The sequence below is a fragment of the Azospirillum rugosum genome (assembly GCF_017876155.1).
Classification (GTDB): Bacteria; Pseudomonadota; Alphaproteobacteria; order Azospirillales; family Azospirillaceae; genus Azospirillum; species Azospirillum rugosum.
On record NZ_JAGINP010000017.1, the window covers coordinates 178,417 to 193,154 of the forward strand.

At 67.2% G+C, this 14,738-nt stretch carries 16 protein-coding genes; 9 read left to right on the forward strand and 7 right to left on the reverse strand.

The genetic code is table 11. The annotated features are described in order from the left end of the window. Positions 1–86: 86 nt before the first annotated feature. Positions 87–1,013, forward strand: coding sequence for a hypothetical protein (locus J2851_RS22570; RefSeq protein WP_246500846.1), 927 nt, complete (start codon positions 87–89; stop codon positions 1,011–1,013). Between the two features lie 20 nt (positions 1,014–1,033). On the opposite strand, the gene J2851_RS22575 is transcribed toward J2851_RS22570, so the two are convergent. After that, positions 1,034–2,458 (reverse strand): FAD-dependent oxidoreductase, encoded by a 1,425-nt coding sequence (locus J2851_RS22575; RefSeq protein WP_307420066.1) that lies wholly within the window; start codon positions 2,456–2,458, stop codon positions 1,034–1,036. Positions 2,459–2,491: 33 nt separating this feature from the next. After that, on the reverse strand, positions 2,492–3,601 hold the full coding sequence (locus tag J2851_RS22580; RefSeq protein ID WP_209769046.1) for a polysaccharide pyruvyl transferase family protein: 1,110 nt from the start codon (positions 3,599–3,601) through the stop codon (positions 2,492–2,494). A 90-nt stretch (positions 3,602–3,691) separates the two neighbouring features. Between J2851_RS22580 and J2851_RS22585 the strand changes: the two genes are divergently transcribed. Both J2851_RS22585 and J2851_RS22590 read left to right on the forward strand, forming a co-directional pair. Then, positions 3,692–4,159: an HAD family hydrolase gene (locus tag J2851_RS22585; RefSeq protein ID WP_209769047.1), complete on the forward strand. Its 468-nt coding sequence runs from the start codon at positions 3,692–3,694 to the stop codon at positions 4,157–4,159. 57 nt (positions 4,160–4,216) lie between these two features. Beyond that, positions 4,217–4,522, forward strand: coding sequence for a DUF3072 domain-containing protein (locus J2851_RS22590; protein WP_209769048.1), 306 nt, complete (start codon positions 4,217–4,219; stop codon positions 4,520–4,522). A gap of 67 nt (positions 4,523–4,589) precedes the next feature. Here J2851_RS22590 and J2851_RS22595 read toward each other — a convergent pair whose 3' ends face one another. Next, positions 4,590–5,582: a TerC family protein gene (locus J2851_RS22595; RefSeq protein ID WP_209769050.1), complete on the reverse strand. Its 993-nt coding sequence runs from the start codon at positions 5,580–5,582 to the stop codon at positions 4,590–4,592. Between the two features lie 364 nt (positions 5,583–5,946). On the opposite strand from J2851_RS22595, the gene J2851_RS22600 reads away from it, so the two are divergent. Next, positions 5,947–6,222: an HU family DNA-binding protein gene (locus J2851_RS22600; protein WP_209769052.1), complete on the forward strand. Its 276-nt coding sequence runs from the start codon at positions 5,947–5,949 to the stop codon at positions 6,220–6,222. A gap of 73 nt (positions 6,223–6,295) precedes the next feature. Then, positions 6,296–6,706 (forward strand): Ros/MucR family transcriptional regulator, encoded by a 411-nt coding sequence (locus tag J2851_RS22605; RefSeq protein WP_209769053.1) that lies wholly within the window; start codon positions 6,296–6,298, stop codon positions 6,704–6,706. A gap of 209 nt (positions 6,707–6,915) precedes the next feature. On the opposite strand, the gene J2851_RS22610 is transcribed toward J2851_RS22605, so the two are convergent. Beyond that, positions 6,916–7,437 (reverse strand): GNAT family N-acetyltransferase, encoded by a 522-nt coding sequence (locus tag J2851_RS22610; RefSeq protein ID WP_209769054.1) that lies wholly within the window; start codon positions 7,435–7,437, stop codon positions 6,916–6,918. Between the two features lie 506 nt (positions 7,438–7,943). Between J2851_RS22610 and rpoH the strand changes: the two genes are divergently transcribed. Both rpoH and J2851_RS22620 read left to right on the forward strand, forming a co-directional pair. Beyond that, positions 7,944–8,834 (forward strand): RNA polymerase sigma factor RpoH, encoded by an 891-nt coding sequence (rpoH, locus tag J2851_RS22615; RefSeq protein WP_209769055.1) that lies wholly within the window; start codon positions 7,944–7,946, stop codon positions 8,832–8,834. A gap of 234 nt (positions 8,835–9,068) precedes the next feature. Further along, complete coding sequence (locus tag J2851_RS22620) at positions 9,069–10,415, forward strand: globin-coupled sensor protein (RefSeq protein WP_209769056.1); 1,347 nt, start codon at positions 9,069–9,071, stop codon at positions 10,413–10,415. A gap of 106 nt (positions 10,416–10,521) precedes the next feature. Here J2851_RS22620 and J2851_RS22625 read toward each other — a convergent pair whose 3' ends face one another. Next, positions 10,522–10,695 carry a hypothetical protein gene (locus J2851_RS22625; protein WP_209769079.1) on the reverse strand — a complete coding sequence of 58 codons (174 nt, stop codon included), beginning with the start codon at positions 10,693–10,695 and terminating at the stop codon, positions 10,522–10,524. 211 nt (positions 10,696–10,906) lie between these two features. Next, positions 10,907–11,974, reverse strand: coding sequence for a glycosyltransferase family protein (locus J2851_RS22630; RefSeq protein WP_209769057.1), 1,068 nt, complete (start codon positions 11,972–11,974; stop codon positions 10,907–10,909). Positions 11,975–12,113: 139 nt separating this feature from the next. Here J2851_RS22630 and J2851_RS22635 point away from each other — a divergent pair, with 139 nt between their 5' ends. After that, positions 12,114–12,740: a GNAT family N-acetyltransferase gene (locus tag J2851_RS22635; RefSeq protein ID WP_209769058.1), complete on the forward strand. Its 627-nt coding sequence runs from the start codon at positions 12,114–12,116 to the stop codon at positions 12,738–12,740. Here the strand turns inward: J2851_RS22635 and J2851_RS22640 are convergent. Continuing rightward, positions 12,718–13,188: a hypothetical protein gene (locus J2851_RS22640; protein WP_209769060.1), complete on the reverse strand. Its 471-nt coding sequence runs from the start codon at positions 13,186–13,188 to the stop codon at positions 12,718–12,720. The two genes, J2851_RS22635 and J2851_RS22640, sit on opposite strands and share 23 nt — an antisense overlap. A gap of 188 nt (positions 13,189–13,376) precedes the next feature. Between J2851_RS22640 and J2851_RS22645 the strand changes: the two genes are divergently transcribed. Next, positions 13,377–14,525 (forward strand): alpha/beta hydrolase, encoded by a 1,149-nt coding sequence (locus tag J2851_RS22645; RefSeq protein WP_209769062.1) that lies wholly within the window; start codon positions 13,377–13,379, stop codon positions 14,523–14,525. Positions 14,526–14,738: the final 213 nt, after the last annotated feature.

The following is a 14,738-nucleotide window of genomic DNA, read 5'->3' on the forward strand; positions in this document are numbered from 1 at the left end:
CCTCCGGCCTTGACTCGGCACCCGCCCCCGCCGACGGAGCGGCGCCAGCGCCCTCCCCAGTTCCTGCCCCGGCGGCCCCTCCGCCGATGCGGGACACGCATTTCGACTTCCAGCACAAGGTCTTCAGCATCTCCGGCGCCTACTTCTTCATCGATCCGGGAACCAAGCAGCCGGCGCTGCAGATCACGCTGGGCGACCTGAAGGCCGCGCTCTCCTTCACCACCCTGATGGAATCCTTCGACATCGCCGAGGGTAGCCCCGATTCCAAGCTGCTGGGGCTGGTCGCGAAAGGCCTGAACTTCGTGAAGCAGATCCGCCCGGGCGAGCAGATCCCGGGCGAACTGCTGGACGGCCGGGCCTCCTGGTCGGTGGACGACAAGCACCGGCTAATCGCCAAGGGCCGCCTGACGGTGCAGCTCGTCTCCTGGATCACCGGCAGCGAGATGATCGTCGTCGACGCGGACGAGCTGGAGCAGGTCGTCGAGGATCCCCAGACCAAGACCCGTGTGAAGACCGCCTTCCGGGAGATCGCGGAAAAGCTGGGGCTGAAGGACAATTACGAGCAGTATCTGGCCGACCGCATCGACGATCTGGCTCAGGAGCTGTCCTACATCGAGGCGCTGCGCGACCGCTTCCACCACATCCGCGGAATCGGCGACAACTTGGCGAAGCTGACGCAAATCTACCGGACCGACCGCACCTTCTGCAGCGAGATCGCCCGCATGCAGGGGCTTTTGCGCAAGCCCGTGAGGGAATACGACGCCATCTTCGAGCAGGCCGACGCGCAGACCGGCGAGATCTTCGGCGCGCTGAGGGCGTTCGAGACCACCGTCCGCTTCATCCGCAAGATCCGCGACGACCTGCGGTCCCGCCTGCTGGAGTGGGAGGAACTGCTCCAGGCGTGGGAGAGCACGCCGGTCGAACGCTCCATGGCCATCGAGCAGCTTCAGAAGCAGACCTACCGGTTCCTCGCCAACCGCTACATCGAAACCAAGGTGTGGGAGCGCAAGTAGCGCGCCCCGTCACCTCGCCGTCACGCCCCCGGTTCGCGCAGCAGCGCGCCCTGGCGCAGCAGTTCCCGCTGCACGGCACCGACCGGGATATCGCGCGGGCGCTCGCCGCTGCGCGACGCCATGGCGGCGCAGACCCCGGCGGCCTGCCCCGTCGCCATGCAGGTCGGCGTCACGCGGTAGGAGGAATGCGCCTCGTGGCTGCCGGAAATGCAGCGGCCGGCGACCAGCAGGCCGTCAACCCCCTTGGGCAGCAGGGAGCGCATCGGCACCTCGTACCACTCGCCGGACGGAACGCGCTTCAGCACCGTGCCGCGGCCGGTCGGGCTGTGGATGTCCACGGGGTAGGTGCCGCGGGCGATGGCGTCGTCGAACTTCCGGGCGCCCAGGACGTCGTCGACGGTCATCGAATACTCGCCGACGATGCGCCGAGTCTCGCGGATCCCGATGGCCGTGCCGGTCTGGCAGCCGTAGGCGTTGGCGAAGCCCGGCACATATTTATGGAGGAAATTCGCGATCTGGGCGGCCTGCCGGTGGCTCTCCCACTCCGCGCAGGTGAGGTCGAAGACGTCGGTGCCGAGCACGCCTGTGACGCGCGTGCAGTTCGCCGCGATCTCCCCCGGACGAGTGGTCGCGAAGAACAGGATGTCCTCCCGCGGCAGGTCCAGGTCGCCGTTGGCCGTGGCCTTGGAGACGAGATCCCACAGGCCGTGGACGCCGCGCCACTGCGTCGGGTTCTGCTGGACGAAGTCGGAAAAGGCGTCGTGGTCGAAGCCGACCATGCGGAACATCAGGGTCATGGGCTGGGTCAGCCCGTCCTCCTCCCGCCCGACCTCGTAGTCGCAGCCGGCCAGCGCGGCGATGTCGCCGTCGCCGGTGCAATCCACGATGCAGTCGGCCTCGATGACCACCGGGCCGGACTTCGTCTCGAACACCACCGCGTTCGGCTTCCCCGCCTCCCCCAGCACCGTCGAGGCGAAGGCGTGCAGCAGCACCTTCACGCCCGCCTCGTCCAGGATCTCCTGGGCGGTGATCTTCAGCACCTCCGGATCGAAGGGAACGGTGAAGCCGGTGTCCGGCGAAGGCGGGATGGCGCCGCGGCTGGCGTAGAGCCGCCCGAGGATCACCGCCAGCGCCCCGCCCACGACGGGCTCGCCGGGCCCATGGTCCTGCGGCATCAGCTTTGTGTTGTCCACCACCGCGACCGAGCCGCGCTGCGTGTAGAAGCTCATCCAGGGCATCACCAGGGCCACCGTGGCGTTGCCGCCCAGGAAGCCGTAGCGCTCCACCAGGATCGTGTCGGCGCCGGACTGCGCCGCGCCGATGGCGGCGCCGATTCCGGCCGGACCGCCCCCGACGACCAGGACCTGGCAGCGCGCCACCTTGGTCGCGCGGCGGGGCGGAAGGGTGATGGATTCCGGCTTGGCCGGCCGTTTCAGGACTGGCACTCCACTCTCCTTTCGGACGTTCTCCCTTCCCGGCTATCCCGCACGGGATCGCACGATCTGGACCGCGAGCGGCGCGGTGCTGCGGGCGCGGTCCTGCAGGACCGGCAGACGGTCGCGGAGCAGCGACGTCTGCTCCGCCCGGTGGTCCCACAGCCGGTCGAGGTCGGCCAGGAAGGTCCCCGCGGTGGTGTGGGCCACGGTCGCCCGCGGCTCCAGCCCCAGCGAGGTCAGGAAGTCGTAGACCTTCGACGCGTAGGGCAGCGCGATCAGCGGCGTGCCGGTGATCGCGGCGAAGATGAGGAAATGCAGCCGCATGCCGACGGCCATCTGGAAATGCTCCATCAGGCCGATGATCTGTCGCGGCGTGTAGCGGTACTTCAGCAGGTGGGCGCGCTCCGGCAGGGTCATACGGCCGATAACGCGGTGCGCCTCGCGCACGTCGGCGCGCTCCATCGGCACCAGGACGACGTCGGCGCTGAACCGCTCGACGATGAAGTCGGCGGCCTCGGCCAGAAGCTGATGGTAGGCCGATTCCGACAACTCCGGCGCCGCAGCCCCCTGTTCGCGCACTGACAGGCCGACCAGCGGCCGGTCGCGCGGGATGCCGGCCTCCGCCAGCATGGCGTCGGTGAAGGGCTCCGGCGTCAGCAGCAGGGCCGGGTCGGCGGTGACGGTCACCGGAACATGGACGCCGATCTCCTCGATCAGGCGCTTGGCGCTCTGCTCGCGCACCGTGATGCCGGCCATGCGGTCCAGCCCCTCGCGGACGGCGTCGCGCTCGACCCGGTCCTTCAGCGGACCCACGCCGATGGCGTAGGTGTAGGTCGGGATGCCGAGACGCTGGGCGATGGTGACCTCCCGCAGGTAGGTCTGCGCCTCGCTGTCGTAGAGGATCCCGCCACCGCCGAGCAGCAGGAGATCGAGCCTTTCCACCTCCGGCGTGATCTCGTCGCGCATCGCCTCGCGCGGGTTCAGCACGCGGTCCACCGTGTGGTTGGCGCGGGTGTGCGCGGCGTTGCGGGTGAAGACCACCACCTCCACGCCCGGGACCGTCGCCCGCAGCTGCTCCACCGCGGATGTGAGGATTGCTTCGTCCCCGAGGTTGAGCCCCCCGTAAGACCCCGAAATGCCGATGACCGTCATGGTGCCCCCCGTTTGGCGAGCAACCCGACCGGCTGGCGAAGGTTCCCCGGGGCCGCTATGGTTTTGCTCACCGCAGTTGAAGGAGAGCCGATGGCAAAGCTGGACTTGTTTCTCGACCTCGACGGGGTGCTGGCCGATTTCGACCGGGGCGTGAAGGCGGTCACCGGCAAGCGGCCGGAGGAACTGCCGATGAAGGTCATGTGGCGCGAGCTGTCCCGCCATCCCGACTTCTTCGGCACGCTGGAGTTCATGCACGACGCGCAGGAGCTTTGGCGGTTCTGCGAGCCGTTCGAGCCGGTGATCCTCACCGGCCTGCCGCTCGGCTCCTGGGCGCCGGAGCAGAAACGCCGCTGGGTCGCCCACATGCTTGGCCCGCACGTCCGGGTCATCACCTGCATGGCCAAGGACAAGTTCAAGCATGGCGGTCCCGGCAAGGTGCTGGTCGACGACCGGGAGAAGGCGCGCGAGCCCTGGCTGGCCGCCGGCGGCCTGTTCGTCCTGCACAGCAGCGCCAAATCGTCCATCGCCGAGTTGAAGCGCCTCGGCTTCACCGGGTGAGGAACCTTCCGGTGCGACGCCCATTGATCGGGCATCAACCGCACCGGGAGAAGCGCCATGGATGATCGGAACCAGGACGACCTCGGGAAGGGCCGGGGCGAGGTCACCAGCGAACGGGACATGAGCGAGCGGGACCGCCAGCGCGCCGCCGACACCGGACGCGCCAACCCCGCCACCGGCGACGGCCGCGGCATCAACCCCAACGACGCCGGCCGTGGCCTGCCCATGACCGAGCACCAGAGGGAACACCTGAAGGTCCTGTCGGACGAGGCGGCCGTGCCGCTGGAGGACAACCTCACCTACGACGAGGCCGAACGGAAGATCGAGGAACTCCAAGTCCGCGCCGGCCGCAAGCCCGGCTGAGCCCGGCCCATTCGGGAAAAGCGGAGGGGGCCCTTCGGCCCCCTCCCCCACCCCAACGCCTTCGGCATCACTCGGCCGGGGCGTGCCGCGCTTCGCTGCGGGTCTTCAGCAGCGAGACCACGACGCCGCCGACGATCAGGCCCAGCGTCACGCCGAGCGAGATCAGCGGATCCGGCTTGCCGAAGAACTGCGTGTAGAAGATCTTGCCGCCGATGAACACCAGCACCAGGGCCAGCGCGTATTTCAGATAACGGAACCGGTGCACCATCGCCGCCAGCGCGAAATACAGGGCGCGCAGGCCGAGGATGGCGAAGATGTTGCTGGTGTAGACGATGTAGGGGTCGGTGGTGATCGCGAAGATCGCCGGCACGCTGTCGACCGCGAAGATCAGGTCGGCGAACTCGATCATCATCAGCGCCAGGAACAGCGGCGTGGCCGCAAGCAGCGGCGGGCCGCCGGCCGTCACCGGCTCCCGGACGAAGAAGTGGTGGCCGCGGAAGCCGTCGGTGATGCGCAGGTGGCGGCGCAGGAAGCGCAGCGCCGGATTCCCGGCGATGTCCGGCTCCTGGTCGACGGCGAACAGCATCTTCACGCCGGTGATCAGCAGGAACGCGCCGAAGACGTAGAGCACCCAATGGAACTCGCTGACCAGCGCCGCACCCGCGCCGATCATGAGGCCGCGCAGGACGATGACGCCCAGGATGCCCCAGAACAGCACGCGGTGCTGCAGGTCGCGCGGAACGGCGAAGTAGGTGAAGATCAGCGAGATGACGAAGACGTTGTCGAGCGACAGGCTCTTCTCGATGAAGAAGCCTGTGTAGTACTGGACGGCCGCCGTCTCGCCCATGGACCACCAGATCCAGCCGCCGAACAGCAGGGCGACGGTGATGTAGAAGGCCGACAGGCGGAGGCTTTCCTTGACGCCGATCTCGTGGTCGCGGCGGTTCAACACGCCGAGGTCGAAGGCGAGCAGGACAAGCACGATGCCCAGGAAGGAAAGCCAAAGCCAGACCGGCTTCCCCATCACATCGAAGAGGACAAATGTCAGGAGGGAATCCATGGAGAGGACCCGCTTGATTGCGCTGCGTCTGCAGTGGATTCAAGAGGTGTCCGACATCGCGGCTGACGCCTCAGCCGCCAGAGGGGCCCGGACCCGAACGCCTTCGAGGTGGTGCGCCGACGCGGCGCTTCAAGACCCCGACGAACGCGAGTCGTGCGGATTCCGGGGGCATCCGCGCCGCTTCGCGCAGGCCGGTGTATGGCGACCAGGGCGGCTTGATGCATCCAGGCCACAGTTCTTGCAAGAATTCAGCAGCATCAAAACACTTGCGGTTGCTTTTCCTGGCTTCGCTCTTGTGCCGATGGTTTCCTTCTGCCAATAACACGGAAAATTCTCCAATCAAACGAGCCCAAGGAGTTGTCCAATGAACCAGGCCGAGCTCATCGAGACCGTCGCCACCAGCGCGGGCATCAAGAAGACGGAAGCCGCCAAGGTCGTTCAGTCGGTGTTCGAAGGCATCTCTTCGGCTCTGGGCCGTGGTGAGGAAGTCCGCCTGGCGGGCTTCGGCATCTTCGAGGTCGCCGAGCGCGCCGCCCGCGAGGGCCGCAACCCGCGCACCGGCGACGTCGTGAAGATCGCCGCCTCCAAGGCGCCGAAGTTCAAGCCGGCCAAGCAGCTGCGCGACGCGGTCAACGACTGACCCAACCGGATCAAGCCCAACCGGATCACGTCAAATCGGACCTCGCCAAATCGGACCTCGACGGAGCGCCGCAATGTCCATGGAACCTTCGGAACTGCAGGAACTGACCGCCAAGGTCGTCGCTGCCTATGTCGGCAACAACACCGTGTCGGTCGGTGACCTGCCGTCGCTGATCAACAACGTCCAGACGGCTTTCCGCGGCCTGGGCGAAGAAAAGGCGGCGCCGGCCAAGGCCGCGCTCGAGCCCGCTGTGCCGATCAAGAAGTCGGTGACGCCCGACTACATCGTGTGTCTGGAGGATGGCAAGAAGCTGAAGATGCTGAAGCGCCATCTGAAGACCGTGTACGACATGTCCCCGGATGAATACCGCGTGAAGTGGAACCTTCCGGCGGAATATCCTATGGTCGCGCCGAACTACGCCAAGGCGCGGTCGGAGATGGCGACCAAGCTCGGGCTCGGCCGCAAGCGCGTGACCCAGGACTGAGGTCCCCCGCTTTTGCCGGTTGTCACTGCGGGCGCACCCGAGGGTGCGCCCGTCGTCGTTTCGGCCGTCGCAAAGCCTCATCTGCGACATTCTGCCTATGGTCGTATTGTGCAGCGCGGCATAGACTTTCCTCATACGCCTCTGGAGCGTTTCCTCCCAAACTCGGGCCGTTGGTTTTTCCAACGGCCCTTTTTATTGCGCGACACCCCCTATCCGTTCGGACGAGTCTCGTCGCCGCTGCCGAGGGGCCGCTGCATCAGGACGCTGTCGACCCAGCGGCCGAACTTGAAGCCGACCGATTTGAGAACGCCCGCGGGCTCGAAGCCCAGTTGCCGGTGCAGGCCGATGGACGATGCGTTGCCGCTGTCGCCGATCACCGCGACCATCTGGCGGCACCCGGCCAGGGTGCAGCGCTCGATCACCGTCGCCAACAGCGCCCGCCCCAGGCCACGCCCGGTGAAGGCCGGGTCGATGTAGATGGAATCCTCGACCGTGAAGCGGTAGGCGGTGCGCAGCCGGTAGGGGCCCGCATAGGCGTATCCGGCGACGATGCCGTCGATCTCCGCCACGACATAGGGCAACCCGCGACCGAGCACTTCCAGGCGCCGCCGCCCAAGCTCGGCGGCATCGGGCGGCACCTCCTCGAAGGACGCCGAGCCGGTCAGCACATGGTGGGCGTAGATGGCGTGAATGCGCTCCAGATCCTCAGGACGGCTATCGCGGACGAGCATGTGCGGGTCTCCAAGTGGCGCGCCGCACATAACACGGTCGGCCGGCGCTGAACAGGCACGGGAAGCGGTCGCCGTCCCACGTCGTCTCTGCGGCGGCCACTGACCTTCCGCAGAGGCGCCCCCCTGCCGGTTGGCCGATGCCCGGCGTGCTGAACCCTCCCAAATGGCCGAGAGCCACCCAAAGGAAGGCAACCTCAATATCCCGTCATCCAAACGTCAGTCGTCCACCTCTGGTGGCTGGTACAAAAGTTCGCCCCGCCAGAACGCCTGTCGCGGCAGCAGAATAGCCCGGATATACGCCGAAAAATATTGCTGCAACGCCGTTTCCAGGCTTGATCCGACTTGGTCAGGACGGCACAGTAACCTAGTCCGATTGACGCATTCCTGGATAATTTCGGCAAATTCCCGAGAAACATAAGGCCGAAGCGATGAGCGTCCGACGCACGCTCATCGAAAGGGGATGGAGTCATGACGGCGGTGGAGCGTTGGAGAGAGGAGGCCTTGGAGTGCTCAAGAAACTCCTGACTGGTGAGAATGCCAGCCTGTCCCGGTACGTCGAGGAATCGAAGCGGTTCCCCATCCTGGCCCCCGACGAGGAGCGCGAACTGGCGGTCGCCTGGCGCGATCGCGGAAGCTCCGTGGCGCTGGAACGGCTGGTGGGCAGCCATCTGCGGCTGGTCATCAAGATCGCCCGCGGGTTCGGCGGCTACGGCCTGCCGCTGGCCGACCTTGTCGCGGAAGGCAACGTCGGCCTGATGCAGGCGGCCCAGAAATTCGACCCGGAGCGCGGCTTCCGCTTCGCAACCTACGCCACATGGTGGATTCGCGCCGCCATCCAGGAATACATCCTGCACAGCTGGTCGCTGGTGAAGATGGGCACCACCGCCGCGCAGAAGAAGCTGTTCTTCAACCTGCGCCGCCTGAAGAGCCAGATGGAGGAGTTGGAACAGGGCGACCTGTCGCCGGCCACCGTCACCGCCATCGCCACCGAGCTGGACGTCCCGGAGCTGGAGGTGGTGGAGATGAACCGCCGCCTGTCGTCCAACGACAGCTCCCTGGACGCGACCCTGTCCAGCGACGGCGAGACCAACTGGCTGGAGCTTCTGGCGGACGATCGTCCGACGCAGGAGATCGTGATCGCCGACGCGGACGAGCTGGCGTTGCGCCGGCGCCTTGTCGGCCAGGCGCTGGAGCGGCTGGACGACCGCGAACGGCGCATCCTGTTCGAACGCCGCCTGAAGGACGATCCCTCCACCCTGGAGGCGTTGAGCCAGCAGTTCTGCGTCTCGCGGGAGCGCGTCCGGCAGATCGAGGTCCGTGCGTTTGAGAAGCTGCAGAAGGCGGTGCTGAGCGCCGCCCAGGCGTTGCGCCGCCCGGCCGTCCACGCGGCCGCCTGACCGGGTCCGGCATACGCCCTGGCGCACCGGCTTCCAGCACCGTTTCACACACCCATCCGGCGGCTGCCCCACGGCACCGCCGGATTTTTTTCATCTGCAACGAGCCTGCGACAAAGCGGACCGTTTTCACAACCTTCCACGGACGTCATAGTCTGATCCGCAGGGTGGATTGCTTTGCATTCTATACAAATTGCGTTATCCTGACGCCGAACTTTTTCGCGGGGAAGTCGCTCCATGTCGCATGCTGGCCAGACCCAATCCATTGTCGAGCGCATCGCGTTCCTTCGCATTGACGAAGCCACGAAGGCCACCCTCCGGGAATTCCAGCCCTATCTGGCGCAGCGCATCGATCAGATCCTGGAAGACTTCTACGGCTACCTCCGCACCGTTCCGCAGGTCTCGACGCTGCTGGCGAACCCGACCACGGTCAGCCGCGCGCGCGACATGCAGAAGCAGCATTGGCTGAAGAACGTCTTCACCGGCACCTTCGACGACGCCTACATGGCGCAGGTCCTGAAGATCGGCCAGGCGCACCAGCGAATCGGCCTGGAGCCGCGCTGGTACATGGGCGCCTACTGCTTCACCATGAACAAGCTGATCGATCTGGCCGCCCAGGTCTACCGCAAGAAGCCGGAGAAGCTGGCGCTGCTGCTCCAGGCGATCAACAAGGCGGTGTTCCTCGACATGGATCTGGCGACGTCGGTCTATGTCGACCTGAACACCGCGGCCATCATCTCCCGCGAATTGGGCAGCACCGCCGATTCGTTCGAGCGCGAGGTCAAGGGCGTGGTGCAGGCGGTGGCCTCGGCCGCGCAGCAGCTGCAATCGACCGCGCAGAACATGACCCGCACGGCCGAGGAGACAAGCGCCCAGTCCACGCAGGTCGCCGCCGCCGCGGAAGAGGCGTCCGTGAACATCCAGACGGTCGCGGCCGCCGCGGAGGAGCTGACCGCCTCCATCGGCGAGATCAGCCACCAGGTGACCCAGTCCGCAGCGATCGCCAGCGAGGCGATGTCCCAGGCCGAACGCACCAACAACACCGTCCAGGGCCTTGCCGACGCGGCCAGCAAGATCGGGCAGGTGGTGAAGCTCATCCACGACATCGCCAGCCAGACCAACCTTCTCGCGCTGAACGCCACCATCGAGGCGGCGCGCGCGGGCGAGGCGGGCAAGGGCTTCGCCGTCGTGGCGTCGGAGGTGAAGAGCCTCGCCAACCAGACCGCCAAGGCGACCGAGGAAATCAACGCCCAGATCGGCGCGGTGCAGGGCGCGACCCAGGAAGCCGTCGGCGCGATCCGCTCCATTTCCGAGACGATCTCGCGGATCAACGAGATTTCGACCTCGATCGCGACGGCGATGGAAGAACAGGGCGCCGCGACCACGGAGATCGCCCGCAACGTCCAGCAGGCCTCCATCGGCACCCGCGAGGTGAGCGAGACGATCGTGCGGGTGAATTCGTCGGCCGCCGACACCGGCAGCGAAGCTCGCAACGTGCTCGACGCCACCAACGACCTGTCCCGTCAGTCCACCACCCTGCGGACCGAGGTCGACCGCTTCCTCGCGCGGGTTCGCGCCGGCTGACCACCGGAAAGCACGCTAAAAGAAAACGGGCGTCAGCGGCCTTCCAAGGACCGCCGGCGCCCGTTTGTCGTAGAAGCGTGACGTTTGGTCGAAAGACGCCAGCCGGTCAGGCGGCGGCCGTGCGGACGACGAAGTCGCTGACCGGAACATTCTCCGACCGGGCGGCCGACCACACCTCATCCAGCGAACGCCAGTGCGTGCGGCCGGCCAAGGACGCCAGGGCGCCGCTGCGCATCACGACGAAAAGGCCCGTGCGGCTCAGATTGACGATTCTCATCATGGCCTTGTCCTCCATCACAGGTCCGGTCCGGCCCTGCGCTGCTCCGGTCCAGGGTCGATCATTTGTTCAGACTCTGACATGACACGCGTAGAGCGTCAAGGCGACGGATGTCATAGTCTATCGGTTGCTTTCTGCTCATGCCGTTTGGCTGAAAAATGGCACCAAAGCCGCTTTATACAGCGTACGAATGGAACCGGCGGCGTTGCGTTTCTCAAAGTCGGCTCGCGGCACTTGCCAAATCCACGCGCACCCGCTCGACGACCGCCCGCCAATCGCCCGCGACCGGTTGGCGGATCAGACGCATGGTCGGGTACCAGGGGCTGTCCTCGCGGTCCAACAGCCAGCGCCAATCGGCCTCGTGATGAAGCAGCGTCCAGACCGGGGCGCCGAGGGCACCGGCAAGGTGGGCCACCACCGTGTCCACGCTCAGGACAAGGTCGACGGCCCGGATCATCGCCGCCGTGTCCATCAGGTCCTCACTGCGGGCGCCGGTGTCGCAGAAGGGCAGAGAAGCGGCGTCCTCCAACGGCGCCCCCCGTTGCAGGCAGACCCAATCGACACCGGGTGCATCGGTCAGGCGACGGAGGAGGTCGGGAGGAAGCGACCGGTGACCGCCGTCCCAGGCGCCGGCAGCCCAGGCCAGCCCCACGCTGATCCGTCCGCGGCGGCTCAGCCGGGACTTCTGCGCCGCGACGCGCGCGGGATCGACCGTGATGCCGGGCGCCGGCCGCGGCAGGGAGACGATGGTCGTCCGGAAGGCGAAGGGAAGCTCCATCAACTCCGCCTCCACCGTGTAAGGTGGCATCGGCACGTCGTCGGAGAGCGGCAGCCATCCATCCACGCCGGGGAGGCCCGACAGCAGGGCGTGGACACCAACGGGCGCCTGCACCCAGAGGCGGGAGGCGCGCCGCGCCACCAGCGGCAAATACCGGGAGAACTGCACGATGTCGCCCAGCCCGTGGTAGCAGCGCACCAGCACCGCTTCCCCATCGAATGGACGGCCATTCCATACCGGACGCTGATGGTACGGCCGGTCGGCGGGGTTGAAGCCGTCCGGCGGCGTGCGGGCCAGGACCGCATCGCTGACGGCCCAGGCCGATTCAAAGTCGCCGCGCAGCATATGGGCCATCCACCGCTCTCCCCCGATGGTCAGTGGATCGACCCCGAGGGACAGCGCGCGGTCGTACAGGTCGAGGCTTTCGCGCACGCGGCGGCTCCGCAGGAGCGTCGCGGCCCGATCGAGCAGGTCGGCCGCCTCATGCGGCCACAGCGTGTCCACGCATCCCCTCCCTTCTTGGTTCCGGCGAGCCAACAACGCGAAAGATGGGGCACGGGTTCATCGATGAAGCCGGCATAAGGGAACGCGCTCCGCCGTAGCACCGTTCACTCCCGCAAAAGGCCGGAGTCACGGAGGAGCCATGGACAGCGCCATCACGATGGGCACCACGACGGTCAACACGATGGCCAGCACGATGGCCAACACGATGGAAGAGGCGCTTTCGCTGCCCGTCACGATCCGTCGTGCCCGTCGCGACGACCTTCCGGAACTTGAGTGGTTCGGTCTGCACACCCCCCATCGCGAAATCATCGCCACCGCCTTCCGCACGCAGGAAAGGGGCCAAGGGGCGCTCCTGGTCGCGGAGGTCAACGGCTTTCCCGCCGGCCAGCTGTGCATCGACTTCCAGCGGAAACGCACCCTGAAGCGCGGCACCCTGTGGGCGTTGCGCGTGTTCGCGCCCTTCCGCAAGCTCGGGCTCGGAACGCGCCTGGTGCTGGCGGGGGAAGCGGCCGTGCTCGATTACGGCTATGCCGAGGCCGAACTCGGCGTGGATCGCGACAACGCGGGCGTGCTCGGCTTCTACGACCGGCTTGGCTACGAGGCCTGCGGAACCGAGCGGGGCCGGTATTCCTACCGCACCCCGGACGGCGACGTGGTGCACGTCGCCATCGACCAGTGGATCCTGCGCAAGGTCCTGCGGCGGGAGACGGCCTGGCGCCCCGCCGCCCCGTCCTCCTGGGCCGCTACTCCGCCGCCAGGGCGATGAGGCGCGCCGCGCGCCGGCGCGGCAGGCGGATGCAGGAGCCATCCAGGATGCGGCCCAGTTCGCGCGCGGCGTCCGTCGCGACGCAGAGCGCCATCATCGGCAGCCAGCGGTCGAGAACCTGCACGGCAACGTCCGCCTCGCCGGCCTGAACGGAGGCCAGTGCGTCCAGAAGCGCCATCTCGTCGGCGCCGACCCGCAGGCTGGACGGCGGGCGGATGTCCGGCCGGCGCACTTGGGCAACGGCGAAGCAGCCGAGCAGAGCGAACAGGGGCAGCAGCGCCGTGGAAGGCACCCCGGCGACGTCGAAGCCGGCGCGCATCGCCGCCATGCCGCCGGCGGTGCCGTGCCGGAACCATTGCCGGAACCCGGTCAGCACGGCCCGTTCCGCGGGGGTGAGGTCCCCCACCGCCCAGGGCGACAACCGCCCCTCACCCGTCATCTCGCCCATGCTTCGTCCTCCCGTCGGGAAAGCTGGGACGCAGCGTAACCGATTCCTCGACGAAATGCGAGTCATTCTCATTTTCATCATGCGAACCGCGGTGGGACCGTGACAAAAAGCGGCCAATCCCAGCCGGAAAGGTTGGATTAACCTTAACAGGCAATCCTTCGACCGCTCGCAGACTGGAGCGTTGAAGGATGACGCGGACTTTCGGACAGGCACTGCTCGGACTTATTGCGGCGACGGCGTTGCTGGCGACAGCCCACACGGCCTCGGCGCAGATCCGCCTGAACCCGGCCTATGGGGACGAGGCGCAGCTCGGCCCCGGCAAGGCCAGGGGAGCCGTGGTGTGGAGCCACGGCCGGTCGGTGGAGACGGAGGATTCGAACGCCCCCACCCCGCTCTACATGAAGGCGCTGCGCGACGCCGGCTGGGACGTCTTCCGGCTCGACCGGATGCGGGTCAGCGACACGCTGCCCAACAGCTCACGGGCGCTCGCCGGGTATGCCGAGGAATTGAAGGGACGCGGCTACCAGCGCGTCGTCCTCAGCGGGCAATCCTTCGGGGCGTTCATCTCGCTGATGGCGGCCGGGCAGACCGACCGGATCGACGCGGTCATCGGCACGGCGCCGGCCGCCTTCGGAAACTTCTCGGAGGCCTACGACAGCTGGCGCGACAACGCGACCCAGCTCTGGCCGATCCTGCGCGGCGTCCGCAGCGCGCGGGTCATGCTGTTCTTCTTCCACGGCGACGACTTCGATCCGGGCGGGCGCGGCGAGCCGTCGCGCACCATCCTGGCATCCCGGGGCCTCGACAACATCGTGGTCGACCAGCCGGCCCTGCTGACCGGCCATGGCGCCGCCAACACCGGCATGTTCGTGCGCCGTTTCGGGGCCTGCATCGTCCGCTTCGCGGAGGCGCCGCCGGTCGCCAACGACCCGTCCTGCGACGAGGCCTGGGGCCGCACCCCCAGCGCCGAGCTGATGCAGGCTGCGGCGACCGGCCCGCGCAGCGGCGGGTCGGAGCCGGCGTCCGGTGGCGCCCGCCCCTTCCTCGGCACCTGGTACGGCGCCTACATCAACGGCCGCGAGGTCGCGCTGTCGGTGGACAAGGTGGACGGGGACGCGGTCTACGCCGACTATGTGCTGGGTCCGGGCATGGAGCCCGACCAGACGATCGAGCGGGCGCGCCGCAAGGGCCGCATCGAGAACGACGAGCTGGTGTTCGATGAGAAGGGTCGCAACACGTTGCGCTACCATATCCGGTCCGACGGCCGGCTGTCCGCCACGTGGCTGGAGCGGTCGGGCAAGGGCCGCCTGGAAACGACCCTCCGCCGCGTAAACTGATCTCTTAAAGCGAATTTGCATTCGCTTTAGATTCATATGACCTCATTCGCCGGTCGGGCTTCGGCCGCATGAGCGGCCGGGCCCGCAGTCGCGGTCCAAAGCGGATCGCAATCCGCTTTAGTACTACAGCCGGGATCATTGGCCGTTGCATCTGTTGAGTCTGGCGTTCTGCGGAAGGATGCCGAGCATGACGACGGTTGCCGAGGCGAGGGC